The sequence below is a fragment of the Mycobacterium sp. SVM_VP21 genome, from assembly GCA_024758765.1.
Taxonomy (GTDB): Bacteria; Actinomycetota; Actinomycetes; order Mycobacteriales; family Mycobacteriaceae; genus Mycobacterium; species Mycobacterium heraklionense_C.
The window spans coordinates 4,725,171-4,751,665 of record CP101406.1; the positions used below are offsets into that span (position 1 = coordinate 4,725,171).

21 protein-coding genes and 1 pseudogene are annotated in these 26,495 nt (G+C 65.5%); 15 read left to right on the forward strand and 7 right to left on the reverse strand.

The window, feature by feature from the left end:
* The first annotated feature begins 156 nt into the window (after window positions 1–156).
* From NM962_22110 to NM962_22140, 7 genes are all read left to right on the forward strand, one after another.
* Entirely contained in the window at window positions 157–1,626 is a 1,470-nt protein-coding gene (locus NM962_22110; protein ID UVO12499.1) for an aldehyde dehydrogenase, read from the forward strand.
* A gap of 31 nt (window positions 1,627–1,657) precedes the next feature.
* Window positions 1,658–2,410: an SDR family oxidoreductase gene (locus tag NM962_22115; protein ID UVO12500.1), complete on the forward strand. Its 753-nt coding sequence runs from the start codon at window positions 1,658–1,660 to the stop codon at window positions 2,408–2,410.
* Window positions 2,407–3,282 (forward strand): NAD(P)-dependent oxidoreductase, encoded by an 876-nt coding sequence (locus NM962_22120; GenBank protein UVO12501.1) that lies wholly within the window; start codon window positions 2,407–2,409, stop codon window positions 3,280–3,282. The genes NM962_22115 and NM962_22120 overlap by 4 nt, the downstream gene beginning before the upstream one ends.
* Complete coding sequence (locus NM962_22125) at window positions 3,282–3,707, forward strand: carboxymuconolactone decarboxylase family protein (GenBank protein ID UVO12502.1); 426 nt, start codon at window positions 3,282–3,284, stop codon at window positions 3,705–3,707. Before NM962_22120 ends, NM962_22125 begins: the two co-directional genes overlap by 1 nt.
* On the forward strand, window positions 3,704–4,579 hold the full coding sequence (locus NM962_22130; GenBank protein UVO12503.1) for an SDR family oxidoreductase: 876 nt from the start codon (window positions 3,704–3,706) through the stop codon (window positions 4,577–4,579). Before NM962_22125 ends, NM962_22130 begins: the two co-directional genes overlap by 4 nt.
* A 149-nt stretch (window positions 4,580–4,728) precedes the next feature.
* Window positions 4,729–5,997 carry a phosphoribosylamine--glycine ligase gene (purD, locus tag NM962_22135; GenBank protein ID UVO12504.1) on the forward strand — a complete coding sequence of 423 codons (1,269 nt, stop codon included), beginning with the start codon at window positions 4,729–4,731 and terminating at the stop codon, window positions 5,995–5,997.
* A 30-nt stretch (window positions 5,998–6,027) separates the two neighbouring features.
* Window positions 6,028–6,612, forward strand: a complete 585-nt coding sequence (locus NM962_22140) for a hypothetical protein (protein UVO12505.1) — start codon at window positions 6,028–6,030, stop codon at window positions 6,610–6,612.
* Between the two features lie 18 nt (window positions 6,613–6,630).
* On the opposite strand, the gene NM962_22145 is transcribed toward NM962_22140, so the two are convergent.
* Both NM962_22145 and NM962_22150 read right to left on the reverse strand, forming a co-directional pair.
* Window positions 6,631–8,403, reverse strand: a complete 1,773-nt coding sequence (locus tag NM962_22145; GenBank protein UVO12506.1) for a hypothetical protein — start codon at window positions 8,401–8,403, stop codon at window positions 6,631–6,633.
* 259 nt (window positions 8,404–8,662) lie between these two features.
* A complete protein-coding gene (locus NM962_22150) occupies window positions 8,663–9,505 on the reverse strand; it encodes an alpha/beta hydrolase-fold protein (protein UVO12507.1) in 843 nt (280 codons plus the stop codon).
* Window positions 9,506–9,584: 79 nt separating this feature from the next.
* Between NM962_22150 and NM962_22155 the strand changes: the two genes are divergently transcribed.
* The 3 genes from NM962_22155 (at window position 9,585) to pntB (ending at window position 13,321) form a co-directional block, all read left to right on the forward strand.
* A complete protein-coding gene (locus NM962_22155) occupies window positions 9,585–10,202 on the forward strand; it encodes a TetR family transcriptional regulator (GenBank protein UVO14898.1) in 618 nt (205 codons plus the stop codon).
* A 138-nt stretch (window positions 10,203–10,340) separates the two neighbouring features.
* Window positions 10,341–11,864: a Re/Si-specific NAD(P)(+) transhydrogenase subunit alpha gene (locus NM962_22160; GenBank protein UVO14899.1), complete on the forward strand. Its 1,524-nt coding sequence runs from the start codon at window positions 10,341–10,343 to the stop codon at window positions 11,862–11,864.
* 35 nt (window positions 11,865–11,899) lie between these two features.
* Window positions 11,900–13,321 carry a Re/Si-specific NAD(P)(+) transhydrogenase subunit beta gene (gene pntB, locus NM962_22165; protein UVO12508.1) on the forward strand — a complete coding sequence of 474 codons (1,422 nt, stop codon included), beginning with the start codon at window positions 11,900–11,902 and terminating at the stop codon, window positions 13,319–13,321.
* Window positions 13,322–13,330: 9 nt separating this feature from the next.
* Here pntB and NM962_22170 read toward each other — a convergent pair whose 3' ends face one another.
* Entirely contained in the window at window positions 13,331–14,002 is a 672-nt protein-coding gene (locus tag NM962_22170) for a TetR/AcrR family transcriptional regulator (protein ID UVO12509.1), read from the reverse strand.
* Between the two features lie 78 nt (window positions 14,003–14,080).
* Here NM962_22170 and NM962_22175 point away from each other — a divergent pair, with 78 nt between their 5' ends.
* From NM962_22175 to NM962_22185, 3 genes are read left to right on the forward strand one after another with little or no spacing between them, the layout of a single operon-like run.
* Window positions 14,081–14,662, forward strand: a complete 582-nt coding sequence (locus tag NM962_22175) for a hypothetical protein (GenBank protein ID UVO12510.1) — start codon at window positions 14,081–14,083, stop codon at window positions 14,660–14,662.
* A 6-nt stretch (window positions 14,663–14,668) separates the two neighbouring features.
* A complete protein-coding gene (gene purB / locus NM962_22180) occupies window positions 14,669–16,087 on the forward strand; it encodes an adenylosuccinate lyase (GenBank protein UVO12511.1) in 1,419 nt (472 codons plus the stop codon).
* A gap of 5 nt (window positions 16,088–16,092) precedes the next feature.
* Window positions 16,093–17,310, forward strand: coding sequence for a cytochrome P450 (locus NM962_22185; protein UVO12512.1), 1,218 nt, complete (start codon window positions 16,093–16,095; stop codon window positions 17,308–17,310).
* A 356-nt stretch (window positions 17,311–17,666) separates the two neighbouring features.
* Here NM962_22185 and NM962_22190 read toward each other — a convergent pair whose 3' ends face one another.
* Both NM962_22190 and NM962_22195 read right to left on the reverse strand, forming a co-directional pair.
* A complete protein-coding gene (locus NM962_22190; GenBank protein UVO12513.1) occupies window positions 17,667–18,941 on the reverse strand; it encodes a hypothetical protein in 1,275 nt (424 codons plus the stop codon).
* A 104-nt stretch (window positions 18,942–19,045) separates the two neighbouring features.
* Window positions 19,046–22,456 carry an AAA domain-containing protein gene (locus NM962_22195; protein ID UVO12514.1) on the reverse strand — a complete coding sequence of 1,137 codons (3,411 nt, stop codon included), beginning with the start codon at window positions 22,454–22,456 and terminating at the stop codon, window positions 19,046–19,048.
* 268 nt (window positions 22,457–22,724) lie between these two features.
* Between NM962_22195 and NM962_22200 the strand changes: the two genes are divergently transcribed.
* The gene (locus tag NM962_22200) at window positions 22,725–24,401 is read left to right on the forward strand and encodes a hypothetical protein (GenBank protein UVO12515.1); all 1,677 of its coding nucleotides are present in this window, start codon (window positions 22,725–22,727) and stop codon (window positions 24,399–24,401) included.
* A gap of 294 nt (window positions 24,402–24,695) precedes the next feature.
* Here NM962_22200 and NM962_22205 read toward each other — a convergent pair.
* Both NM962_22205 and NM962_22210 read right to left on the reverse strand, forming a co-directional pair.
* Window positions 24,696–24,821: pseudogene (locus NM962_22205) on the reverse strand (helix-turn-helix domain-containing protein).
* Window positions 24,822–24,997: 176 nt separating this feature from the next.
* Window positions 24,998–25,741, reverse strand: a complete 744-nt coding sequence (locus NM962_22210) for a TetR family transcriptional regulator (protein UVO12516.1) — start codon at window positions 25,739–25,741, stop codon at window positions 24,998–25,000.
* Window positions 25,742–25,950: 209 nt separating this feature from the next.
* On the opposite strand from NM962_22210, the gene NM962_22215 reads away from it, so the two are divergent.
* A complete protein-coding gene (locus tag NM962_22215) occupies window positions 25,951–26,385 on the forward strand; it encodes a DUF6188 family protein (protein ID UVO12517.1) in 435 nt (144 codons plus the stop codon).
* The last annotated feature ends 110 nt before the right edge of the window (window positions 26,386–26,495 follow it).

The following is a 26,495-nucleotide window of genomic DNA, read 5'->3' on the forward strand; positions in this document are numbered from 1 at the left end:
TGTTAGGCAAGTCCCCTGGGAAGCAAGGGTTTCAGGCCGAGAGGGTTGCGGGGGTGCCAAGTCTGGGTCTAGGGTTCGAGCCGGTGATAACGGACATGTGTCCATTTTCGCAGTGTTTCTTCACGGGGGACTGCGACCAAGCTGCGGGAGTGACTGATGGCGCTACTGGCTGACGGCGTGAGCCGGCTGCTTATCGACGGCAAGCTGACCTCGGGCGGAGCCGGCGGCTTCGCCACCGTCAACCCGGCCACCGAAGAGGTGCTCGGTGAGGCGGCCAATGCCGACGCCGCCGACATGGATCGCGCGATCGGCGCGGCACGCCGGGCGTTCGACGAGACCGACTGGTCGACCAACACCGAACTGCGGGTGCGCTGCGTACGTCAATTGCGGGACGCGATGCTCGAGCACGTCGAGGAGCTTCGCGATCTGACCATCGCCGATGTGGGCGCGCCCCGGATGCTGACCGCCGGCGCGCAGCTGGAAGGGCCGATCAACGACCTCAGTTTCGCCGCGGACACCGCCGAAAATTACGAGTGGACACAAGATCTCGGTCAGGCTGCGCCGATGGGGATCCCCACTCGACGCTCGGTGGTGCGGGAGGCGGTGGGCGTCGTCGGCGCCATCACCCCGTGGAACTTCCCGCATCAGATCAACCTGGCCAAGTTGGGCCCGGCGCTGGCCGCCGGCAACACCGTCGTGCTCAAGCCCGCACCCGACACTCCATGGGTCGCCGCGGTACTCGGCGAGCTGATCGCGGAGAACACCGACATTCCGCCGGGCGTGGTCAACATCGTCACCTCGACCGACCACGCGCTGGGTGCCACACTCGCCAAAGACCCACGGGTGGACTTGGTTTCGTTCACCGGCTCGACTGCCACCGGCCGCAGCGTGATGGCGGACGCCGCCGCCACCATCAAGAAGGTGTTCCTGGAGCTGGGAGGCAAGTCCGCCTTCCTGGTGCTCGACGATGCCGACCTGGCTGCGGCCTGCTCGGTGGCGGGATTCTCGGTCTGCCTGCACGCCGGGCAGGGCTGCGCGATCACCACGCGACTGGTGGTGCCCCGGGCTCGCTACGACGAGGCGGTCGCCATCGCGGCCCGCACCATGGGCTCGATCAAGGCCGGCGACCCGTCAAAGCCGGGCACCATCTGCGGCCCGGTGATCTCGGCTCGCCAGCGTGACCGGGTGCAGAGCTACCTGGATCTCGCGATCACCGAGGGCGGGAGCTTCGCCTGCGGTGGCGGTCGCCCAGCGGATCAGCCCGCCGGCTTCTTCATCGAACCCACCGTGATCGCCGGGCTCACCAACGAGGCGCGGGTGGCCCGCGAGGAGATCTTCGGCCCCGTGCTCACCGTGATCGCGCATGACGGCGACGACGACGCGGTGCGCATCGCCAACGACTCACCCTACGGGTTGTCCGCCACCGTCTACGGTGCCGACGCCGAGCGGGCGGCGGGGGTGGCGGCCCGAGTGCGCGCCGGCACCGTCAACGTCAACGGCGGGGTGTGGTACTCCGCAGACATGCCGTTCGGCGGTTACAAGCAGTCCGGCAATGGCCGCGAGATGGGCATCGCCGGGTTCGAGGAATACCTGGAAATCAAAGCCATTGCGACAGCAGCGAACTAACGACAAACACCGGATCAAGGAGAACAAGCAGATGGGTCAATTCGACGACAAGGTGGCTATCGTCACCGGCTCCGGTGGCGGAATCGGGCAGGCCTACGCCCAGGCCCTCGCCGGCGAGGGCGCTGCGGTGGTGGTCGCTGACATCAACATCGACGGCGCGAAGACCGTGGCCGAGCAGATCGTCGCCGACGGCGGCAAGGCGATCGCGGTGCGCGTCGACGTCTCCGACCTGGAGTCGGCGCAGGCCATGGCGGACGCGGCCGTGGCGGAGTTCGGCGGAATCGACTACCTGGTCAACAACGCCGCGATCTTCGGCGGGATGAAGCTCGACGGCCTGCTCACCGTGCCGTGGGACTACTACGAGAACTTCATGCGGGTGAATCTGGACGGCGCACTGATCTGCACCCGGGCGGTTTACGAGCACATGGCTCAGCGCGGCGGCGGCGCGATCGTCAACCAGTCCTCCACCGCGGCATGGGTCTACTCGAACTTCTACGGCCTGGCCAAGGTCGGCGTCAACGGCCTGACCCAGCAGCTCTCCCGCGAGCTGGGCTGGCGCAACATCCGGATCAACGCGATCGCACCCGGCCCGATCGACACCGAGGCCAACCGGGTCACCACCCCGCAGGCCATCGTGAAGCAGATGGTGCAGCAGCTGCCGCTGGCCCGGATGGGCACGCCGGAAGATCTCGTCCCGATGTGCCTGTTCCTGCTGTCGGATCAGGCGTCGTGGATCACCGGCCAGATCTTCAACGTCGACGGCGGACAGATCATCCGCTCATGAGCGGCCCGGAAGAACAGCCCCGCCTCGGCTACATCGGCCTGGGCAATATGGGTGCGCCGATGGCCAAGCGTCTGGTCGACTGGCCCGGTGGGGTAACGATTTTCGACCTGCGGACCGAAGCGATGGCGCCACTGGCCGAGGCTGGGGCCAGCGTAGCCGGCAGTGTCGCCGAGGTCGGCGCGAACGCCGACATCATCAGCATCACGGTGCTCGACGACGCCCAGGTCCGCCAGGTGGTCGCCGAACTGGTACCCACGGCGAAGCCCGGCACCGTCATCGCGATCCACTCGACGATCGCCGACACCACGGCCGCCGAGCTGGCTGAGGAGCTCAAGCGCCACGGCATTCACGTCGTCGACGCTCCGGTCAGCGGTGGTGCCGGCGCGGCTGAGAAGGGCCAACTGGCCACCATGGTCGGTGCCGATCGCGCGGTCTACGAGCAGATCAAGCCGGCTTTCAAGCAGTGGGCATCGTTGGTGATCCACGCCGGGGAGCCCGGCGCCGGAACCCGAATGAAGCTGGCGCGCAACATGTTGACGTTCACCGCCTACGCGGCGGCCGGCGAAGCTATGAAATTGGCCGAGGCGGCCGGGCTCGATCTGCAGGCGCTGGGCCGAGTGGTGCGCCACACCGATGCGCTCACCGGCGGTCCCGGCGCGATCATGCTGCTGGACTCGACCGCACCGCTGCCGGCGGACCACTTCCTGTACAACGCCTTCACCCATACCCGCGGACTCGGGGAGAAAGACCTGCGCCTCGCACTGGGATTGGGACAGGACACCGGGGTCGACCTTCCGCTCGCCCGGGTCGCGCTCGCCGAACTAGCCGCCGGACTGGGCGTACCGCACTCGGAAGGACTAGGAGAGAACTGATGGACGAACTGCGCCGTGCCGGGCTGGCCAAGATGAACGAGGTCTACGCCTGGGACATGCCCGACATGCCGGGCGAGTACTTCGCGCTCACCGCCGATCACCTGTTCGGCCGAATCTGGAGCCGGCCCGGGCTTTCCATGCGCGACAAGCGCCTGATGACGCTGACGGTGGTGACCGCGGCGGGGGAGAAGGACCTCGCGGAGATCCAGGTCAACGCCGCGCTGCACAACGGCGAGCTGACCGAGGACGAGCTGCGCGAGATGGCCATCTTCATCACCCATTACGTCGGCTTCCCCCGCGGATCCGGGCTGAACTCCGTGGTGGAGAAGGTGATTGCCAAGCGCAACAAGGCCGCCGCCGAGGGCAAGCGCGAGGACAAGAAGGCCAACGTCGCAGCCGTGCTGGATAAGCAGAAGGGCGAGTGACCCAGAACCTGCTCGCCGCGCGGGGTGCCGTGGTGGTCGGCGGCAGTCGCGGCATCGGGCGAGCGGTGGCGCGGCTGCTGGCGGCGTGCGGTGCCGGAGTGGTGGTCAATGGCCGGGACCCGGGGGCGGTGGAGGACACCACCGCGGCGATCACCGCAGCGGGTGGGCGGGCGATCGGCCTGGCCGGTGCGGCCCATGTCGAGGCGACCGCCGTGGCGCTGATCCAGGCCTGTCGGGAGGAATACGGCAGCGTCGACGTGCTGATCAACTGCGCCGGCGTCGCCGAACCCCCCGGCTCCTCGATCCTGTCGGTGTCCACCGAACAATTCCAGGACCTGCTCGACGCACATTTGGGCACGGCCTTTCAGACCTGCCGGGCGGCCGCGCCGATCATGGCCGAGCAGCGCCGAGGCTCGATCGTCAACAGCGGTTCGGTGGCATTTCTGGGCGATTACGGCGGCACCGGATATCCCGCCGGCAAGGGCGCGATCAACGGCCTGACCGTGGCGGTGGCAGCGGAGCTCGCGCCCTACGGGGTGCGGGCGAATGTCGTCTGTCCGGGCGCCAAGACCCGGTTGTCCACCGGCGATGACTATGAGAAGCACATCCGCGACCTGAACGCCCGGGGTTTGTTAGATGAGGTCAGCATGCAGGCTTCGCTGGACCCGGCCCCCGCCGACTACGTCGCCCCGCTGTACGCCTACCTGGCCAGCGACCTGTCTGCCGAGGTGAGCGGATCGGTGTTCCTGGCCTCGGGAGGCTTCCTGGGCCGCTTCGACCGGCCGGTCCCCGCGGTGCTCGGATACCGCGATCACCAGCGCCACTCGCCCTGGACCGTCGACGAACTGCACACCATGGTGGCGAGCCGCTGACACGACGGAAGCGATGCCCGTAATACCAGTAGACCGGACTGTGGCGCGAACAGTCCGCACGCACCGCGGGCGGGCTTTCGCCTTCGATATCCTTTGTCTCGCGCCTCACCGATGACGAACCGAGGCGAACTCAGAGAGGAGTAGCGCCCATGCGCGTCCTGGTGATCGGTTCCGGCGCCCGGGAACATGCGTTACTCCTAGCCCTTCGCAAGGACCCCAAGGTTGACCACGTGGTGATCGCCCCCGGTAACGCCGGTACCGCGGCGGTGGCCGAGCAACGAGACATCGACATCACCTCGGCGTCGGCGGTCACCGCCTTGGCCCGCGACGTTGAGGCCGACCTGGTGGTGATCGGGCCGGAGGTGCCGCTGGTCTTGGGTGTGGCAGATGCGGTGCGTGCCGCTGGCATCGCCTGCTTCGGACCGTCGCAGGACGCCGCTCGCATCGAAGGCTCCAAGGCATTCGCTAAGGATGTGATGGCCGCCGCCGGCGTGCGCACCGCCCGCTCGGAGATCGTCGACAGCCCCGCTGACCTGGACGCCGCCCTGACCCGGTTCGGTCCGGATGCCGGGGAGGCGGCCTGGGTGGTCAAGGACGACGGGCTGGCCGCCGGCAAGGGCGTTGTAGTCACGGCAGATCGGGCTGCCGCCCGGGCCCACGCCGCCGGCCTGCTCGACAGCGGGCATCCGGTGCTGCTGGAATCCTTCCTGGACGGGCCCGAACTCTCCCTGTTCTGCATCGTCGACGGCGCCACCGTGGTACCGCTGCTGCCGGCACAGGACTTCAAGAGGGTGGGCGACGGCGACAGCGGGCCCAACACCGGCGGCATGGGCGCCTACGCACCGTTGCCGTGGTTGTCCCGGGAGGCTGCGGCCGGCATCGTCACCGACGTCGTCGAACCCGTCGCGGCCGAACTGCTCCGGCGGGGCAGCCGGTTCACTGGATTGCTGTATGCCGGTCTGGCGATGACGTCGACCGGGCCGGCGGTGGTCGAATTCAATTGCCGCTTCGGCGATCCAGAGACCCAGGCGGTGCTGGCCCTGCTGGAGTCGCCGCTCGGGCAGTTACTGCATGCCGCCGCCACCGGCGGGCTGAGCGAGTTCGGGGTGTTGCGCTGGCGGGATGCGGCGGCGGTGACAGTGGTGCTGGCAGCGGAGAACTACCCCGGCCGGCCGCGTGTCGGAGACGTGATCGTGGGTGCCGAGGCCGACGGGGTGTTACACGCCGGTACCGCGCGCCGTGACGATGGGGCGGTGGTGTCCTCCGGCGGGCGGGTGCTGTCGGTGGTGGGCGTCGGAGACGACCTGAGTGCCGCGCGTGCCGACGCGTACCGGATCCTCGACTCAATTCGCTTGCCGGGAAGCCACTTCCGCAGCGACATCGGCGCAGCTGCCGCCGAGGGGAAGATCCAGATCTGACCGCGGGCGCCTACCGCTATCCTTGGTGGCATGTCAGACGAGACGCAGCCGGACGCCACTGAACAGGAAACGCAGGAGCCCGCCAAGAAGGTTGACAAACCGAAGCGGCGGCCTGCCCCAGCCCCTGCTCCAGCGCCATCAATGCGCGGCCCGCTGCTGATCGCAGGTGCAGTGGGCCTAGTCGCCGGGCTCATCGGCGGCGCGGCCGTCGCCGGCCTGTGGCACCCGTCGTCCTCCGGCGGCAGTTCCGCCAAGTTCAACACTGCGCAGATCAACGAGGCGAAGAAGGACGTGTGCGGCGCGGTCGTGCTCGCTCGCCAAGCGGTGGCCAACAACATGCACATGAAGAACCCGGATCCGGAGAACCCCATCGCCCAGCTCGCGGTCGCGGCCAACGCCCGGTTGTCGCTGACTGCGGGTGCGGCATACCTGCGTGGCCGGCTCGATGCGGACCCCGCGACGCCGCAAGACATCGTGGAAACCACTCAGAAGATGGCCGGTGCGCTGGAGCGTCTGAACCTCAGCTACCTTGTCGGGCAACCGAATACGGAGCGCGAGCAGCTGGGGCATGACCTCGATGCGCACATCGCCGCGCTGGGCAAGCTCTGCCAGTAACCCCGTTGGGGTTGCCGCTCAGAGCCCGAATAGGGCCAGCGGGTCTGTTGCGGACATGACGCCAGCGTCGTCGAGGCCGTTGAAGGCGGCACCCGCGTCGAGCGGGTTGGCGGCGGAGAACATGCCGAACAACGAGCTCAGATCGACGTTGCCGAACGGCGTCACCAGGGTGTCGGTGACGGTGCCATCGTCGCCGGGCGTGGCGATGTAGACGTTCTGCCAGCCGCCGCCGAAGTTCAGGACGTCGTAGACCGTTCCTGCCGTCGGCAGCAACGCGGCGTCTACCCCTTCGGCAGCGGCGACGCTCGCCACGGTGAACTCGGTGTTGGCCATCCCCAGCAGGTTCGACACATTCACGCCGGTGGTGATGCTCCCGAGGTCGGTAGGGCTCGACCCGGAGTCGTCGTAGACAGTGAAGACCTGCGGGGCGAAGTCGATCGGTGCACCGCCACCAATGCCGACCGAGGCACCGCCGAGGGCCAGCAGCGGTCCGATGCCGAACAGCGCCGGCACGATGTTGAAACCCTCTTCCGAGCCGGTCAAGCCGAGCGTCGGGTCGAAGACATACCCGCCGAGGCTGAAAGCATCATCGCCGAGGCTGCTGTCGCCAACCTGCAGCCCGGTGAACGCGTCACCCGGGTCGAGTGGGTTGGCGGCATTGATGCCGCCGAACAGCGAGTCCAGGTTCATGTTGCCGAAAGGCGTGACCAGGGTGTCGTGAACAGTGCCGGGGGTAACGGTGCCGTCGACGGTGACGTCCGGCGTCGCCGTGTAGATATTCACCCATCCGCCGCCGAGGTTGAAGGCGTCGTAGACCGATCCCAGTACCGGTAGCTGCGAGTCCGTCACGCCGTCGGCAGCGGTGACACCTTGGACGATCAACTGGGTGTTGGTCATGCCCAGCAGATTCGCCACGTCCACCGCGGTCTTGACGTTGCCGAGCTCGCTACCGTTGCTTCCGTAGACGTCGAAGTCCTGCGGGGCGAAGGCTTGTGGCTGGGTTCCGGGATACCCCAGGCTGAACACCAGTTGGCCGCCGCCGAGGTTCAACAGCGGCGGCAAGCCGGCGAGGGAGTCGACCGGTGTGAAGCCCTCGGTCACCGTGCCGTCCTCCCCGGTGCTGAACGGGTTGAACGTGAAGCCGCCGATGGTGAAGGCGTCGGCGCCCATACTGCTGTCGCCGGCCTGCAGGGGGGTGAACGCATCGCCCGGCTGCAGCGGGTTGGCGGCGTTCATGCTGGCGAACAGCGAACTCAGGTCGGTGCTGCCGAACGGCGTCACCAGGGTGTCGGTGACGGTGCCGTTCGCGCCCGGGGTGGCGACATAGACGTTGTAGAAGCCGTTGCCCAGGTTGAGGACGTCGTAGACCGTTCCCTTCGCGGGTAGTGCCGAGCCCTCGACCCCGTCGGCGGGGGTGGTGTCGAGGACGGTGAACGCGGTGTTGGACAGGCCCAGTAGGTTCGCGACGGTTTCGTTGGTGCTGATGCTGCCGAGCGATTCGGTGCCGTTGTACAAATCGAAGATCTGCGGGGCGAGGTCCAAGCTGGTGGGCCCAATGCTCACCGACCCGCCACCGAGGCCCAGCAGCGGTGGAGCCAGGCTGAGTGGCCCGACCGGGTCGAAGCCTTTGGTGCCCGATGAGGTGATCGGGTCGAAGACGGTGCCGTCGATGGTGAAAGCGTTGTCGCCCGGGGCGGCAGCGCCCAGCGCGGCTTGCATGAGTGCTGCGGTGATCAGCCCACCACCGGCGGTGGCAGCAACGGCGGCCGTCTGAATTCGTCGATTTGTCATCACAGGCCTTCCAATTGGTTCGGTTGGACCGGCATTTAATAGCACTCAGAATCAGTTGAGTTACTGATGAGTACTTTTCGACGCTACCTCGCGTGTTCTTCGTCACACAAGGTTTCATTTGGCTCAGATAACGGACTAATTCGACGATTTAGGGGACAATGCGGCCGAATCACGCGACATCCCCCCAGATTCGCGGTAGTCCGAGCGCCGCAGTCATTGCTCGCTCTCGTGCCAGCGGTGTTCGGAGACTGAAGAACGCTTAGGCAGTCAGCAGTGGGGCGATCCAGGTCAACTCAGCCGGCAGCTGAGAGCTCCAATAGGACCCGTCGTGCCCGCCCGGGGAGAAACCGCCCGCCGGGGGGTTGGGCAGCTGGGCAATGAAAGCCTGGGTCGCCGAATAGAACGGGTCATCATTTCCGCAATCCACCCGAATCGGGATCGAGCCCAGTGACGGCATCCCGAAAACAGAGTTGGCCGAGAAGTCCGACGCGCCATCGAACGCGCCCGGCGCTGTCGCTCCGGGCGTCAGCCACAGTGCGGGGCTGACCGCGCAGATCGCCGCGGTTCGGCGCGGGCCGAGGCGACCCCCCAACAGCAGGGCGCCGTAGCCGCCCATCGACCAGCCGATGAATCCCACCCGCGAGGTGTCCAGGCCCTGCTCAGCCAGCAGTGGCAACAACTCGTCGGTCACCATTGCCCCCGAGTCCTCCCCGGACGTGCGGCGGTGCCAGTAGCTCCCGCCGCCGTCAACGGCGACCACCGCGAACGGGGGCAGCCCGGCGTCGACTGCTTGGGCCAGGCCCTGCTCGACGCCACCGGCCATCACTGTCGCGGCGTCACTTCCCTTGCCGTGCAGGGCGATCAGCGGACGCAGCGCCCCAGTCTGGCCGGGGGGCCGGGCGATCGCCCAGTTGGTGGTGATTCCTCCGCGCGCCGCCGAGGAGAACGAACCCGTCGTCATCGTGGGTGCGGCTTGCGGCGGGGCGGCCTGCGTCGGTCGCGCACTCAGTAGTGAACTCGCCCCCAGTGCGCCCGCGGTGCCCAGCACGGCCCCGGCGCGCAGTACCGCTCGTCGGCTCAACTCCGGCATGGCGGCCATCATGCCAGCGGGGTGCTGTTTGTCCGAAAAGGCGGAAACGCATGATGCTGCGCTACCTGGGCTGGCAGCATCTCTAGTCGTGATGACAGCAGTGACGCCCAAGGGCGAGCGGCGGCGGTATGCGCTGATCAGCGCCGCCGCCGAGCTGCTGCGTGAGGGTGGGTTCGATGCGGTGCGCCACCGCGCCGTGGCGCAGCGGGCCGGCCTGCCGCTGGCGTCGACGACCTATTACTTCTCGTCACTTGAAGACCTCATCGCCCGCGCGGTGGAACACATCGGGATGTTGGAAGTCGCGCAACTGCGGGCTCGCATCACCGAGCTTTCCCGGCGCCGGCGCAGTGCCGAGACCACGGCGGACATCCTGGTGGAGCTGTTGGTGGGGGAGGAGCGCGATGAGCAGATCACCGAGCAGCTCATCTCTCGCTACGAGCGCTACATCGTGTGCTCTCGCCACCCGGCGCTGCGTGACATTCAGCGCCGTATCCTGCATCAACGGTCCGACGCGGTCACCGAGGCCGTCGAACGCTCCGGGAGGATCGCGCGGGTCGAGATGGCCTATTCCCTGGTCTGCATGGTCGACGGTGCGGTGATGGCGGCGCTGGTCGATGACCTCCAGGGGCCGCGGGCGGCCGCCCGGGCCGCGGTCATCGATGTCATCGATATGCTCGCTCCACTGGATCAGCGCGCGGTGTCGGCCTGAGAAGCACACACGGTATGCTGCCTCGATCCCTTTGTCGCTCCTTAGCTACTGGCGGGTAACGAAGGGTCCGGAGGTGCTTGGAAAAGCGCCGTAAGCGCCGGAAGACGGCGAAGAGATGCGAATGTGGAGAGCTACGTCATGAATATCGGTGTCCTATCCGAGGCGCAGCCCGGTGAGACGCGTGTGTCGGCGACGCCGACGACCGTCGCTGCACTGACCAAGCTCGGTTACGACGTCGTAGTGGATTCCGGTGCCGGAGAAGCATCGTCCTTTTCCGATGCGGCGTACACCGAGGCCGGTGCCACCATTGGCGATGCACGCGCCGCCGACATCGTCTTCGGCGTCAATGCCCCGTCGATCGAGCAGCTGGACGGGATGAAGCCGGGCGCGACGCTGGTCAGCCTGTTGGCCCCGGCCCTGAACCCGGATCGGGTGGAGGATCTTGCCCGTCGGCCCATCACCGCGCTGTCGATGGACGCAGTTCCCCGGATCTCGCGCGCGCAGTCGCTGGACGTGCTGAGCTCGATGGCCAACATCGCCGGCTACCGCGCCGTGATCGAGGCTGCCCACGTCTTCGGCCGATTCTTCACCGGTCAGGTGACCGCCGCGGGCAAGGTGCCGCCGGCCAAGGTGCTGGTGGTGGGCGCCGGAGTTGCGGGCTTGGCCGCGATCGGTGCTGCCGGCAGCCTGGGTGCCATCGTGCGGGCCACGGACCCGCGTCCGGAGGTGGCCGACCAGGTTCGCTCGCTCGGCGGGGAATACCTGTCCATCGAAGACCCCGAGGCCGAGGTGTCGGCCACCGGCTACGCCAAGGAGATGGGCGACGACTACAAGGCGCGCGAGGCGCAGCTCTACAGCGAGCAGTGCACCGACGTCGACATCATCGTCACCACCGCACTCATCCCGGGTAGGCCCGCGCCGCGGATCATCACCGCCGAGATGGTGGCGTCGATGAAGCCGGGCAGCGTGATCGTCGACATGGCCGCATCCAACGGCGGCAACGTCGAGGGCACCGTCAAGGACCAGGCCGTCGTCACCGACAACGGGGTGACGATCATCGGCTACACCGACCTGGCCGGCCGGCTGCCCGCGCAGGCATCGCAGCTCTACGGCACCAACCTGGTCAACCTGATGAAGTTGATGACACCCGGCAAGGACGGCCAGCTGGTGCTGGACTTCGACGACGTGGTGCAGCGGTCGATGACCGTGGTGCGCGACGGCGAGTCGACGTGGCCCCCGCCGCCGGTGCAGGTCTCGGCCGCCCCGGCCAAGGTCGCCGAAGCCCCGGTGGTGGCGCAGGCGAACAAAGAACCGATGTCGGCCGGACGCCGGCTGGGCGTGGTGGTCTCGGCGGCGGCCGTGCTGTTCGCACTGGTCGCGCTGGCGCCGGCGGCGCTGCAGGTGCACCTGACCGTCTTCGCGTTGGCGATCGTGATCGGTTACTACGTGATCGGCCACGTGCACCACGCGCTGCACACGCCGCTGATGTCGGTGACCAACGCGATCTCGGGAATCATCGTGGTGGGCGCGCTACTGCAGATCGGCCACGGCGACCCGGCCATCACGAGTTTGGCCGCCGCGGCGATCCTGCTGGCCAGCATCAACATCTTCGGTGGTTTTGCGGTGACCCGCCGCATGCTCGCCATGTTCTCCCGCAGCTAGGCGCTGCGCACCCCGACTTGGAGTAGACCCCGCTTATGTTTTCAGTTGAGACCGCCGCCTCGGCGGCATACATCGTCGCGGCCTTGCTGTTCATCCTGGCCCTGGCCGGGCTGAGCAAGCACGAGACGTCCAAGGCCGGCAACAGCTTCGGCATCCTCGGGATGGCGGTGGCGCTGGCCGCGACGATCACCTTGGCGGTGCATCACGAGATCAATCCGGTCGGCTTGGCGTTGCTGATCGGGGCCACCGTGGTCGGTGCGGCGATCGGGTTGTGGCGCGCCAAGGTCGTCGAGATGACCGGCATGCCGGAACTCATTGCACTCCTCCATTCCTTTGTAGGCCTGGCTGCCGTGCTGGTCGGCTGGAACGGCTACCTGCACGTCGAGAACAGCCCGTGCAGTGCGGACGCCCGCGAATTGGCGGCCTCGGGACTATTCGGCATCCACTCGGCCGAGGTGTTCATCGGCGTCTTCATCGGTGCGGTCACCTTCACCGGCTCGATCGTGGCCAACCTCAAACTGTCGGCGCGGATGAAGTCCAACCCGCTGATGCTGCCCGGCAAGAACTTCCTCAACATCGGCGCACTGGTCGCGTTTGTCGCGCTGACGGTGTGGTTCGTGCACGAGCCGCAGCTGTGGCTGCTGATCGCCGTCACCGTGCTGGCGCTGGCGTTGGGCTGGCACCTGGTGGCCTCTATCGGCGGCGGCGACATGCCGGTGGTCGTGTCGATGCTCAACAGCTACTCCGGCTGGGCGGCGGCGGCTTCGGGCTTCCTGCTCTCCAACGACCTGCTGATCATCACCGGTGCGCTGGTCGGCTCCTCGGGTGCCTACCTGTCCTACATCATGTGCAAGGCGATGAACCGGTCGTTCATCTCGGTGATCGCCGGTGGCTTCGGGATCGAGGCCGGCCCGGCCGAGGACAAGGACTACGGCGAGCACCGCGAGATCACCGCCGAAGGGGTGGCCGAGCTGTTGGGCGGTGCCGACTCGGTGATCATCACCCCCGGCTACGGCATGGCCGTCGCGCAGGCCCAGTACGGCGTCGCCGAACTGACCCGCAAGCTGCGCGACCGCGGTGTCAACGTGCGCTTCGGCATCCACCCGGTCGCCGGCCGACTGCCCGGCCACATGAACGTGCTGCTGGCCGAGGCCAAGGTGCCCTACGACATCGTGCTGGAGATGGACGAGATCAACGACGACTTCGGCGACACGTCGGTGGTCCTGGTGATCGGCGCCAACGACACCGTCAACCCGGCCGCCGCCGAAGACCCCTCCAGCCCGATCGCGGGGATGCCGGTGCTGACCGTGTGGGACGCCGACAACGTGATCGTCTTCAAGCGCTCCATGGCTTCCGGCTACGCGGGCGTGCAGAACCCGCTGTTCTTCCGGCAGAACTCCGCCATGTTGTTCGGTGACGCCAAGGACCGGGTCGAAGACATCCTGCACGCGTTGTAAGGCCCTTGCTTAGGGCGTGTGCGGCCGGGCGAAACCCAAGCGTTTGGCTTGGCCCGCCGGCTGCGACGGCTCGCGATGCAGGCCGTTCAACAACGCGAACAGCACCGGCTCGATCTCGTCGACCGCCTGTGCGGGGTCGGCGGCGGCGGCGATGATGGGCCCGGTCTTGCTGAGCAGGGCGTAGAGCAATTCGGCGGTGACGCCGACCGGTACGGCCACGATCTGGCCGGTCTCGATCAGCTCGCCGAGCACGCCGCGCAGCAACGGAAGCGCCAGTTCCTCGTCGACGGTCTGCTTGCGGTCCCAACCCAGTGCGCTGGCCGATTCCCGTAGCAACACCCGTGCGTCGTGATTGTGGACGTAGCAGCGCAGCACCGCGCTGATCGCCAACAGGGCCTGTTCCCAGGGGCTGGCGTCGTCGGGCATGGACTCCAGGGCGCCCGGTAGTACGGCCTGCATGACATCGGCTTGGCTGAGCCTGAACACCTCGGCGAAGATCGCCTGTTTGTCGCGAAAGTGGTGGTAGACGGCGCCCTTGCTGGAGTGCGATGCCTGCGCGATCTCATCGACCGAGGTCGCTTCGAAGCCCTTGGCAACGAAAAGGGTCCGGGCGGCGTCGAGCACCGCGGTCCGCGTGAGCTCGGCGTGCATGTCCCGCCGGGTCGGCCTCCCGTTACTCATCGGCCAAAGCGTACTCACCGACCGGCAGTCTGTGTCAGACTACAAGTCTGTCCGTTTTTATCGACATGTGGAGTCGCCATGTTGACCGTTGGCCGCGCCGACGAGGGTAATGCCGCGTGGGCGCCTCACGAGTGGCCCCCGGCAGCTCAGATAGCGGTCGACGTTTTCCTGGAGTTCATGCGCAACAAGCGGGTGCGCCCCTACGACATCGCCACCCGGTGCCGCACCCGATCCCTGACCCGCCACGTCCCTATCGGGCCGCGGCGAGAGATCGTGCGCTCTTTCGACCTCGCGCCGCCGTTCTGGCCGGTCACCATCGACCGCTATGACGGCCTGCTGGCCGGCTACGGCATCAACCGAAACGGCGCGTGCATTCGCTACACCCAGAATCCCTACCCGCTGACCAGCCGGGCTGACGACGTGACAGTGCGGCGCGTGCAGTTCTCGCAGGGATGTCAGAACGTGATGCGCCGTGCCACCCGAACCAACCCCGCCTTCATCTGCGAACCGCTGCCGCCGTGGCGTGCCGTCCAGGTCGTCGGGGAGTACCTCATCGATGCCGCGCTATCACTGTCCGAAGGTCGCGGCCCGGTGATCGTGGAAGCCGTGCCCGCTGCCCAGGCCAGTCAGACGCGACCGGAGCGCACGACCGTAAGCTAGCTGCTCGTGAGCATTCCCAATGTGCTGGCCACCCGTTACGCCAGCGCCGCCATGACCGACATCTGGTCGCCGCAGGCCAAGATCGTTGCCGAGCGTCGGCTGTGGCTGGCGGTGCTGCGCGCCCAGTCCGAGCTGGGCGTGCCGGTGCCCGCACAGGCGATCGCCGACTACGAGGCCGTCCTCGGTGACGTCGACCTGGCGTCGATCGCAGCCCGCGAGCGGGTCACCCGCCACGACGTCAAGGCCCGGATCGAGGAGTTCAACGCCCTCGCCGGTCACGAGCACATCCACAAGGGCATGACCAGCCGGGACCTGACCGAAAACGTCGAGCAGCTGCAGATCCGCCAGTCCCTGCAACTCGTCCACGACCACGGGGTCGCGGTCGCGGCGCGCCTGGTCAGCCACGCGGCGGCCTACCGCGACCTGGTGATGGCCGGGCGCAGCCACAACGTCGCCGCGCAGGCCACCACGTTGGGTAAGCGGTTCGCCTCGGCTGCCGAGGAGACCGTGCTCGCGCTGGCGCGAGTGCGTGAGCTGATCGACCGCTACCCGCTGCGCGGCATCAAGGGTCCGATGGGCACCGCGCAGGACATGCTGGATCTGTTCGACGGCGACACCGCCAAACTGGCGCAATTGGAACGCTCCATCGCAGGTTTTCTGGGGTTCTCGGCGGTGCTGACCAGCGTCGGGCAGGTCTACCCCCGCTCGCTGGACCACGACGTGGTTTCCGCGCTGGTGCAACTGGGCGCCGGCCCGTCCTCGCTGGCGCAGACGATCCGACTGATGGCCGGCCACGAACTGGTCACCGAAGGATTCGCGCCCGGCCAGGTGGGCTCCTCGGCGATGCCGCACAAGATGAACACCCGCAGCTGCGAGCGGGTCAACGGGCTGCAGGTGGTGTTGCGCGGCTACGCCTCAATGGCTGCCGAACTGGCCGGCGCGCAGTGGAACGAGGGCGACGTCTTCTGCTCGGTGGTGCGTCGCGTCGCGTTGCCCGACGCCTTCTTCGCCGTCGACGGGCAGACCGAGACCTTCTTGACCGTGCTCGACGAATTCGGGGCCTACCCGGCGGTGATCACCCGCGAACTGGATCGCTACCTGCCGTTCCTGGCCACCACCAAGGTATTGATCGCCGCGGTGCGTGCCGGGGTGGGACGCGAAGCCGCCCACGAGGTGATCAAGGAGCACGCGGTGGCCGTCGCGCTGGCGATGCGCGAGCGGGGCGCCGAACCCGACTTGCTGGACAGGCTGGCCGCCGACGAACGGCTGCCGCTGGACCGGGCCGCGCTGGATGCCGCCGTCGCCGACCGGCAGGCCTTCACCGGCGCGGCCGCTGACCAGGTGGACCGGGTGGCGGCACAGGTGGCCGAACTGGTGCAGCGCTATCCGGAGGCGGCCAGCTACAGCCCGGGCGCGATCCTGTAACCGTCATGGGCGAGCTCGCGGGAGTCGACTTCACCGATCTGGACAACTTCGCCGACGGATTCCCCCACGAGCTGTTCGCGCTGCACCGCAGCGTCGCCCCGGTGTTCTGGCACGAACCCACCGCGCACACCCCGGACGGCGAAGGCTTCTGGTCGGTGGCCACCCACGCCGAAACCCTCGAGGTGCTGCGCGACGCGCGGACCTATTCGTCGGTGACCGGCGGCGCCAGGGCGTTCGGCGGTACCGTGCTGCAGGACCTGCCGATCGCGGGCCAACTGCTGAACATGATGGACGACCCGCGGCATGCGCGGGTCCGGCGGCTGGTCAGCTCCGGGCTCACCCCGCGGATGATCCGCCGGGTCGAAGAGGACCTGCGGCGGCGGGCGCGGACGCTGCTGGACGCCGTCGAGCCCGGCGTGCCGTTTGACTTCCTGGTCGACATCGCCGCCGAGGTGCCGATGCAGATGATCTGCATCCTGCTCGGCGTTCCCGAGGCCGACCGGCACTGGCTGTTCGAGGCGATCGAGCCCAGCTTCGACTTCCGCGGTTCGCGCGCGGCGGTGGTGTCCCGACTGTCCATCGAGGACGCCGGAAACCGGGTCTACACGTTCGGACGGGAGTTGATCGCGGCCAAGCGCGCCGAGCCGAGCGACGACATGCTCTCGGTGGTGGCCAACTCGACTGACCCCGAGCTCAGCGATCTCGAGGTGTATCTGTTCTTCCAGTTGCTGTTCAGTGCCGGCGCCGAGACCACCCGCAACGCCATCGCCGGCGGGCTGCTGGCGCTGTCTGCTTACCCCGACCAATATCGTTTGCTGCGTAGCGATTTCGATCTGCTGTCGACCGCCATCGAGGAGATCCTGCGCTGGACCTCACCGGCTCCGTCGAAGCGGCGCACCGCCACCCGGCGCGCGGTGCTGGGTGGGCAGACCATCGACGCCGGCCAGAAGGTGCTGGTGTGGGAGGGCTCGGCCAACCGTGACCCGGCGGTCTTCGACCGGCCCGATCAGTTCGACATCACCCGTAAACCCAACCCACACATCGGTTTCGGTCACGGCGCCCATTTCTGCTTGGGTGCCCACCTGGCCCGACTGGAACTGCGGGTGCTCTACGAGGAGCTGCTGAGCCGGTTCGGTGAATTGGCGGTGGTGGCGCCGGTGGAGTGGACGCGCAGCAACCGGCACACCGGGATGCGACACATGATGGTGGAACTGCGGCCTTAGGCCCTCTGCGATTTCGGCGCGCTTTCTCCCGCTCAGCGGGCACTATCGCGCCGAAATCGCCCGGTGGACTTCGGCGATGACGCGGTCCGGGGTAGTGGTCAGGTCTAGGAGCGTGGGTCGGTAAGGGTTTGCGCGGGTCCACGGCGGTGCCGGTTTCATTGTGCGCTGGTGGCGGTAGCCGTCGGCGTGTCGCCGCCCTGGCCGCACAATCAACGCGGAGACACCCCGACAGAACAGGAGGACACCCCCGCGGCACTGACCGCCTGAACCACCAACTCGAAGAATCACACGACGACGTCGTACACCACGCCCGTGGACTTGACCATGCCGTAGGACTGGCCCCGACAAGGCGAGGCTCAGGTTAGCGCGCGGGGGTCAACCCCATCGACGTTGAGGACATCGATGTACCGCGCGAAGGCCTTGTCGACCTCGCTTTTGATCTGGACGAGCGTGCCTTCTTCCATGCGGTAGGTCCGGTTCGGATCGCCTTTGAATGAGAGCCAGTTGAAGCTGGTCGTGATCCACTGGTCGTCGAAGATCAGGATCTTGGCGTGGGTGTTCTGCAGGCGGACGATCCGCAGCTTGTCGTATCGAGCCGCCAGGTTGTTGAGCCTGCGAAGCGCAAAGTCATCCGATCCGCTGTCATCTGGCCCGTATCCGTGACCGATATGCACTTCAACGCCTGCTCGAAGCCGTCGCTCAAGGGCAGCAACGAAATCTGTGTTGACCACCCCGCCCTTGACCCAAGGTGCGATGATCAGCAGTCGCTTCTTGGTGCCGTTGAGCGCCTTAGTGAGCAGCTGCGGGTGCTCATGGACGTCGACACTGCGCACCGCAATGTCCTCGATGCGTTGCGGAATCTCGACGGATTCGTCGCCGTCTCGGATCCTCAACTCGCCAGCGGCCCTGAGGATCTCGACCTGATCGCCCGTCACCCGCTGGTCCTCGAGCTCGGGGGCTAGAGTCGGACGAGGCTCCGAGCGTGCTACAACGATCCCAAGTTTGACGACGGCATCCGTGGCCGCAAGTTCCAGTCCATGGTTCGGCTGAAGGTCTCCATCAACGCATAGCCCCAGTTCCACCTCGCCGGAGTCAGGATCGCCATAGATCAGCAGTTGGGCCGGCATATACAGGTGTAGGTTCTGTGCCGCGATCTTTCGAACGCGCAGGACCTCCACTTTCCGCGTCCGGTCGTCGCGTGACTCGACCAGCTCGTTGAAGCGTTGCACGGCAAGGTCGTCTAGGTTGACGCGCGAGCTCTTCTTGGCCGGCAGAAGCACGAGGCCAGCTTCCAATGCGTCCCGCTTCTTGAGCAGGCTGGAACGCGTGTAGTCCTCGGCGTTCCAGACGAGCCGATCGAACGGCACGTTGAGTTGAGTCAAGATTGGCTGTACCGCTTCGGCATTGCGCGCGGCTTCTAGCCCCAGCGTCGTCAGGCCAAGTTGTCCGCTCCAAGCCTTGGTGAGGTTGTTTGAGCTGATCTGGTCGGCGACTGTGGTAACGACCTGGCTGCGCTGTAAGCCAAGGAGTGCAGCGATCTCATCAATCTCACGAACCCCGGCGTGCACGAACCGCAGAATGAATTCTTCCAGCAGGGGGAGCGGCTTGCGTTCTTGAGCCAACACGTCCACGCGGAGCATCGTGACCGGTAGGGCGGCATCGACCACCCTAATCAGCTGGAGACCCGGCCTGTGGTCGCCGAACCGGCGCCGAATCATTTCGGCCGACGTAAGACTCATCGCTCCGCCGTCCGCAGTTCGCAGTCGTCCGGATGTGTCTCGACATAGGTCAGGACCTTCTTCAAGGCACCGGTTGTACCTCTGACGAAGCCAGCGTCGCCGACGATGGTGAGGCCGAATCGAGCTCGGGAGAGCGCAACGTTGATTCGTCGCCAGTAGTCGGGGCCGATGAAGCCGAGTTCAGCCCTGGAGTTGCTGCGCGTCACAGAGAAGAAGGCGACATCCGACTCACGCCCCTGCACGGCATCGACGCTCATAACCGTGATCGACAGGTGCCGCAATCGGTTACCAAGGGGAGCAAGCTGCTGTTTTAGGTCGGCGACTTGCGCAACGTATGGCGCGATCACAAGGACATCTAGCCGTTCACGGTTCCTCGGCAGGCCGACGACCTGCTTGTCGATGGATCCGTTCAGCACCGTCAGTCGATCGACGACGATGCGAGCCTCGGCACGGTTCGCGAAGCTCTTGCCCCTGCCCTGGGGAGCTGCTTCTCGGCGAGCCTCGCCGTGTGCCGACGTATCGAGCCACAGTACGGGCTTGCCGTAACCCAGAGAATAGCCGTCGAGCCCGCCGTCATTGGGGGAGCGCAACTGCTCTTTGTAGAAGCAGGTCGAGATCATGTCACCGATCGGGCGGATCATCCGGTACTGCTGATTAAGCATCACCTGGGAGTGTTCCGGCAATCGGTCCGTCAGTCTTTGGAAGAGCGTTTGTTTGACATATTCGGGCAGAAGCTGGTGGTCATTCATCAGATCCTTGTTTCGCAGCAGGTCTTCGTCGACTGGCGGCAGCTGGTTTGTGTCACCGACGACGACCCAGCGCTTGGCTCGGGAAATCGGCACCAAGGCTTCGGTGAGGGTTGCTCGAGACGCCTCATCGACGATGCACAGGTCGATGTCGAGATGCCGCACGGCGGGATGCCTGAGGTATCCGACACAGGTTCCAGCGATAACGCTCGTCTGGTCGAGGAACGTGTTTGCGAGGCCAGGATCCGAGGCGATCCGCTGCAGCCATTCGCCCTGCAACTGGAGCCGGGTTAGTAGCTGCTGCGCCTCGCTGCTTCCACCTATGAGGGCATCTACAGCAGTCATAGTGTCCTCTGCAGTCATCTCGACTGACAGAGTCAGGTCGCTGCCCAGCTCGGATTGCGCCTCGGCTAGTAACTCATCTCGGAGGTCAGCCAGCGCGTCGACCCTGTCTTGCACCGATGTTGTGGAGGTTGGCTCTGACAGGGATGTTGCCAACTCCGACCGCTGATCTTCCTCGTCATCTGGACGCGCGGCCTGGAGGTGGTCGAGTTGTGCCAGGGCGGCGGACAACTGCTGTAGCGCCAATGCGGCTCGCAGATGTGACGGTGGCAACCCCGCTTCAGTGGCACGTGCTCCGAGGTGACTCTCCGCGTTCTTGCGCACTGCTCGTGCCCAACGCTTCATCTGAGCATCGAGCAGAAAGTGCCGCACTGATTCATCGACGCGATTCGGGTCAGCGCTTGCGAGCCTGACCATGCTGGCTTGACCGCCGTCGGCAAGTCGCTGCAGTGCGTTATCCACGGCGACGTTCGTCTGCGAGGCGATGAGCACCCGTGCCTCGGCGTTTACCCGCAGTGTCTGCTCAACGAGCTCAGCGATGAAGCTCGTCTTGCCTGTACCCGGTGGTCCTTGGACAACGAAGATGTCAGGCGATCCCATCGCTGTCTCGATGGCCTGGCGCTTGCGTTCGTCCAGATTGCGGTTCCAGATTTGGATCGGAGCCGACTTGGGCTCCGTGTTGCGGCCGGGATCGAGCAGCAGCTCCCGTAGGTCCGAGCGGGCTGACTTGTCGCGCTGAACGTCGTCGACGGCCCTACGCTGCCGGTTCAGAGCCGCTTCGTCGGGGCCAAGGTGCGGATCGAGGACGGCCCGGTCGGGAAGTCCCTCCCACCTCCGAGCACTCAGGATGACAACTCGGTCGGCCTCGTGATCGATGACTTCGCCCCATCCGAGCTTTCGGTCGGTCACCAAATCTCGAACGCGCCATTCTGTGCCGACTAGATCGTGATCTACCGCGGTTTCTAGAATGAACGTGGCCTCGCGGCCCCGTGCCTGCCACTTTTTGTAGGGAAGTGGCTTCTTCTCTCCGCGGGCAAGCTCTTCGCGGGCATTCAGTACTCGACGCCAGATGTCGAATAGTTCGTCGCCGTCTCGCTCCCCTCCGTCAGTTGGGTCCGCGTGATCCCGAGCGGCGTAGAAGGCATCGACGGTGTCGATCAAGGTGGCGATGCCGGTCCTGGCTAGAACAGGATTGGCCGGCTGGCTAAACATCCAGTCGAAGATTTTCGGCACCAGAAGTGCTCGGCGCCTGTGATTTTCAAGTCGCTCGAAGTCCAACTCTGCCGCTTTGATGATCACAGCGCCGCTCTCGTCGGACTTCAAAGTGAAGCTCCAAGCCTCGCCGTCGATGCGGATGCTGTCACGCTGGGGTTCGCCCGACTCCTGGTCGTTGAAGAAGGAGGCGTAGACATCCCCCGACAGGTCGGCGTTTGCCTTGCCGATCGCCTCCTGTCGTGCGTCATCGCTACCCGCCAGCGCTCTGACCGCCGATTTCGTAAGACGCAGCCAGACGGGATTTCGCGCGAGCTGCTGTTGCGCCCGTCTGCGCTGTTGGATGGCCTTTAAGCCGCCTAGGAGGTCGCCGGCGTTCTTAGGCCGGGCGTCAGGCTGCGTGGCGATGCACGAGCCCAGCAGATGCCGAACATCAGGAGGAACGGGGATTGTCTCCAATGCCCGTTCGACACCTGCGAGGTCCTTAAGTTGCTCCTGGGTCATGCATTGAATGAGGAGAACACCCATTGAGTAGACGTCTCGCACGTACTGGATATCTGCGTTGAGTTCCGGCGGTGCGTACGGCTTCGAATGCCAGGCTGCGACGGTATGCGAAGTTGCTGGTGCCTCGCCCCGGATCTTCGCGATTCCGAAGTCTGCGAGCAGTGGAACGCCGGAGTCTGAGACAAGGACGTTCTGCGGCTTGATGTCTCGGTGCTCTATCTGCTTCAGATGGGTGTAGGCGAGCGCATCCACCAACGGCAGCGCTATCTCGGTAGCCAGACGATCCCACGAGTCCCAAGGCCCGGATGCCTTCAGAACATCGTCGAGGTTCCGCTCGACCCAGTCCAGGACGAGGACGTAGGTGGCGGTCTCGTCTATGCCGGACCAGCGGCAGCGCACGATGTTCGGGTGCGAAAGGTTCTTGAGCGTCGTCGCTTCGTTATTGAAGACCTTCCGGGTCACATCGTCGGACTGACCGGAGAGCAGTTTAACTGCAACAAATGATTCGTCGCGATCATCAATCGCCTTGCGAACGACGGAGAAGGTCCCGCTACGGCGCTCGACCTTCAGAAGCATGTAGTGGTCGGCAATGACGTCGGGCATGCCCAGACCTCCTCTTGTTGTCGACGCTGACTGACGGGAGATCCCTATCGAAACATGGCCGTCGGACACGAAGGCGTCTACCCCGAGTCCGGTGGACTCGCCCGGTGCTCGACGCTCGACTTGGTCGCCGGACTGCGACGGCTACAGATTCAACAACGAACCTGGGCGGACTCCAGGCAACTCTGCGATCCTTTCGGCGGACGAGACGCGCGCGGCGGTCCGCGCGCCTGGGGGATTGCTGTCGCCATGCGTACTTAACATCGTCATCATGACCGGAGAGGGCGATTGGCCCGAAGAGAAGACAGCCGGCGAAGAGCCGCGACAATCCGCTGCGGCGAACCCAAGTCGTAAGCCCGCTCGCGACGAGCGCGACCGAAGTCTTGAACGCATCGAGAAAGTTCTCTATGGGGTGCGACGTACGCGATCAGCCAAGCTGGCGCCTGATCGGTTCCTGACGCCGATCGACTACCTCATCAACCTAAATATGCAGTACCGCGCCCACCGCAGGGCGCTAGCCGGCTTCCGATGGGGCGATGAGGATGAGTGCACCGTTCCACCCACTGACCATGTTCGAATCCCGTCGCTGTTCGTCGTCGAACTCTTCCCACCGAGTGTTAAGGAAAATCTGGACCAAGCAATAAATCGAAACCGCTGGGATACAAAGCAATTACGAATGCTCGGCCGCCGCTATATGCCTACTCCCGACGAGGCTAGATCGGGAGCCCGCTGGACGTGGTGGAACCTCGGCGAGGTTGTACGTCGCGGTAGCAATGCCATCGGCCATGATGCCGTCCGTCGAAAGATGCCCAAAGAGTTCGATCGAGTCGAACTCAAAGCTCTTCAGATCGGCCAAGGGATCACGGCTGTCATGGCGAAGTTCGATCTTGATGACGACGCGATATCTCGGCTCGATGAGGCTTGGCACCGGGATTACCAGCCTGAAATGTATTGGGGTAAGCGGGGTGGGGAGTGGCCACGACCCTTGGACCCCGATTTTGTGGCGTTCCGAAGGGTGCAAGAGGAACGAGGTCGCCTGCATGGTGCTGCACGGCAATGGTTTTCCGCTAAGTGGCCCGGGTTTTTTGCAACAAATGGACAGCCGCAGCCTTTACTGGATGTCGTCCTGTTCGATGAGATAAGTGCCTACCCCGAGACGCGTCCAGCGAGAGGGGTTGATGGAGCTGTTCGCGCCCTCGGGCTTCCGCATACGGTCTACGTTCAGAGGTCGAGCAAGCTCCCGGCAATGACCATCGGGGAGCGGGATATACGAACTGACTCGGACATGGAGGATCGCCGAACGTGGGCGATTTGGGGCAACCGAACCGAGATCCTCGCCGGCCTCACGAAGGAGCTTACGTCCTATGGGCTTGGCCAGAATGACAGTTCGATCGCTTACTACGTCCGAGGCGCGGTTGAGGACTATTTTTTACGGTTGTCCATAAGCGAAATGCTGGAAGTGTGTCAGGGGCGGTACGCATCGATGCGAGACGCTGCCCGCCAACACGGCCAGCTGGGCCGCCTACGAGCTAGCTTGCTGACCCTCAGCGTCGACATGAGCAGCATTGACCGAGACATTCGGGCATACAACGGACGCGGCTGGCGGCGAGACCCGGCACAGTTCTTCTTCGAAGAAGCGCCGTTTCTCGTCGCCGAAGGCGTCGAACGCGGCCGTGAGATACGTGAGCCGATCAACATGAATGAGCACCTACTGAATGAACAGATGGGAATGCTCGAAACGCTGCTGGCCGCAGACGAGGATTATCGCGGCATTTTGACTGCGGCAGCGTCTCTGACGTCGTCGCTGGAGTCCCTTCGGGTGGCCAAAACGGCTGTATGGGTGGCGATCTCCTCGCTGGGCGTTGCCGCGGCTACTTTGCTGATTACGAATGTGTCAGACGACAACCTGTTTGGCGTCCTTGCGCGTTGGCTTGGCCGGCTTCACTGATTGGGACGGAGCCGCCAGCGCCATCATCACCCGGACGGTCGCCTCAGAGGTGCTGCCGGCTCGGGGCGACCAGATACCTGGCGGTCACGTGACGAAACGATGTGCGCGTCGCCGGTTGCCGGCGCACCGGGTCATCTCTGCATAAGCCGCAGATCGTAGATGTCCGTTGGCATCTGACGTGGGGCATTGTCACGGCATCTGAGGTATCGGCGTGTCTTTGCCAATCTATCTGGGGTACTGCCCGTAGCCTCGACTCAGTGTGCGCTGCAACGGTGGCGGCATGGCCGCAGGTCACTCGACCTGGCGGACCCGGGCATACCCCCAACCGCCCAGCACACCGTTCCGACACGTCGGACAGCCGATCTCGCCGGCCAAAAGCCGGGACTCGACGCAGGCCAAATCAACCTCTACCGTCACCATCAGTGCCTGCGAGCACTACAGCGCGGCACCCAGCGAGCCGACAAAGACTTTAGCGGGGTGTCGCGCACCCATCAGTTACCTCGTCACACTGATGGTGAACACGAGCCCAAGCAACCGGCAGATCCGGCCGACCGGCCTATCGGCAACCCCAGTGGCGAATCCCCACCCCGTGGTCGTCACCCAGAGAGACGGTCAACATCCGTTCTCGCTTGACCTGAGGCACTGTTTGCTGCCTGACCAGCGGTTGAATTATCGCCGGCCGGTGTGGTTGCGGGTTCCCTGTCCTTGTGTCGGTGGGAGGCGAGGAAGTCGTCGACGATGCGTGTGCAGTCGTGGGCAGTCATGGTGCGCAGGCCGGTCATCCGCGCGAAGGCGAATGGCCCGATGAGTTGGCACAGTACGAGTTCGACGTCGAAGTCGCCGAGTTCAGCGCGGGCTTCGGCGCTTTGCAGTATGGCGTCGAAGGGTTGTCGGTATTGGTCAATGACTCGTGCGCGCAGGGCCCTAGGGGCGTGCTCGGTACTGGCGTGATCGGTGGTTGCGGTGGGGCCCAGGGCGAGCCAGGCCAGCGCGGTGACGTGCAGCGGGGCGTCGTCGAATAAGGCGGCCTGGCGGGTGAGCAGTTCGATGAGCCGTTCGCGCAGCGTTCCACTGGCGGGTGCAGGCGGGGTGACTTGGGGCAGTAGCCGCTCGAAGGTCGCTGCAAGCAGCTGCGACGAGCTGTTGAAATGACGGTAGAGGGTGGTGCGAGCCACCTTGGAGGCTTTGGTGACCGCATCAATGGTGACGGCCTCAACGCCGCCGCTGGTGAGCAGTGCGGCCGCTGCGTCCAGTAGGCGATTGCGAGACCGGATCCGGCGGGGGTCGATGTCGTCATCGTCCTTGCTGTCATCGTGGCCGAACTGCAACCGGCTGCTCACCTCGCTCACCTCGCTGCTTCCGGGTTTTTGGCCGGCGTTGCGCGCTTGGGCCGATTATGGCACCAACGGTAGCCCAGCGAAACGGTTCGTCGCTGGCAGTGCCATCGTGTTCCGGATTGGCTCCGTGACACCCAGTGATTGCTACCGCTAGTAGTGTAGCGCTACCAATAGTACCATTTGTGCATCGCTCGACGGTTGATGGAGGCGCCATGTACACCCAATGGATCCAAGCGTGCACTGTGCAGCGGGTGTCGCTGCGTGGCGGGCTGATGTTGGGCTTCGATGACGGCAATGAGGTGGTCATCTACAGTCCGCTGCTGCTTACGTTGCCCGCTGTCGGTGACTTTCCGATCGAGGCAGTGTTCATCGACCCCGCCCGGGTCGCGACTCATGAGATCCCACTGCTGGACTTCGCCGGCGCGGTGTGCACGCAGGCATGGTGCGGTGATGGCGGTGCGCTGCACCTTGGCTTTTCGAGCGGACACGGCATCGACGTTGACGCCCATCCGGAGGTCACCGCCTGGGAGTTGTACGGCCGGCACCATGGCTACATGGCGTGCCTGCCGCAAGGGCGGGTCCGGGTGGTCCGCTATGACGTCCCCGAGGCCTACGACTCCGAGGTAGATCTCGCCGCACGTCGTTAATGGTTCATTCCGCAATGGCCTACGCCGGGCCGCGCGTGGGGCCCGGAATAGCACCCGTTTCGACCACTGTGGCACTATGAGTAGCGTAGCGATATCGAAAGTTTCGTTTG

Coding starts and splice junctions, on each gene's coding strand:
- NM962_22170 (UVO12509.1), bottom strand. CDS start 14,002: ATGAGTAACGGGAGGCCGACCCGGCGGGACATGCACGCCGAGCTCACG.
- purD (UVO12504.1), top strand. CDS start 4,729: ATGCGCGTCCTGGTGATCGGTTCCGGCGCCCGGGAACATGCGTTACTC.
- NM962_22120 (UVO12501.1), top strand. CDS start 2,407: ATGAGCGGCCCGGAAGAACAGCCCCGCCTCGGCTACATCGGCCTGGGC.
- NM962_22160 (UVO14899.1), top strand. CDS start 10,341: ATGAATATCGGTGTCCTATCCGAGGCGCAGCCCGGTGAGACGCGTGTG.
- NM962_22115 (UVO12500.1), top strand. CDS start 1,658: ATGGGTCAATTCGACGACAAGGTGGCTATCGTCACCGGCTCCGGTGGC.
- NM962_22145 (UVO12506.1), bottom strand. CDS start 8,403: ATGACAAATCGACGAATTCAGACGGCCGCCGTTGCTGCCACCGCCGGT.
- NM962_22195 (UVO12514.1), bottom strand. CDS start 22,456: ATGCCCGACGTCATTGCCGACCACTACATGCTTCTGAAGGTCGAGCGC.
- NM962_22125 (UVO12502.1), top strand. CDS start 3,282: ATGGACGAACTGCGCCGTGCCGGGCTGGCCAAGATGAACGAGGTCTAC.
- NM962_22155 (UVO14898.1), top strand. CDS start 9,585: ATGACAGCAGTGACGCCCAAGGGCGAGCGGCGGCGGTATGCGCTGATC.
- NM962_22185 (UVO12512.1), top strand. CDS start 16,093: ATGGGCGAGCTCGCGGGAGTCGACTTCACCGATCTGGACAACTTCGCC.
- NM962_22200 (UVO12515.1), top strand. CDS start 22,725: ATGACCGGAGAGGGCGATTGGCCCGAAGAGAAGACAGCCGGCGAAGAG.
- NM962_22150 (UVO12507.1), bottom strand. CDS start 9,505: ATGATGGCCGCCATGCCGGAGTTGAGCCGACGAGCGGTACTGCGCGCC.
- NM962_22175 (UVO12510.1), top strand. CDS start 14,081: ATGTTGACCGTTGGCCGCGCCGACGAGGGTAATGCCGCGTGGGCGCCT.
- pntB (UVO12508.1), top strand. CDS start 11,900: ATGTTTTCAGTTGAGACCGCCGCCTCGGCGGCATACATCGTCGCGGCC.
- NM962_22140 (UVO12505.1), top strand. CDS start 6,028: ATGTCAGACGAGACGCAGCCGGACGCCACTGAACAGGAAACGCAGGAG.
- NM962_22110 (UVO12499.1), top strand. CDS start 157: ATGGCGCTACTGGCTGACGGCGTGAGCCGGCTGCTTATCGACGGCAAG.
- NM962_22215 (UVO12517.1), top strand. CDS start 25,951: ATGTACACCCAATGGATCCAAGCGTGCACTGTGCAGCGGGTGTCGCTG.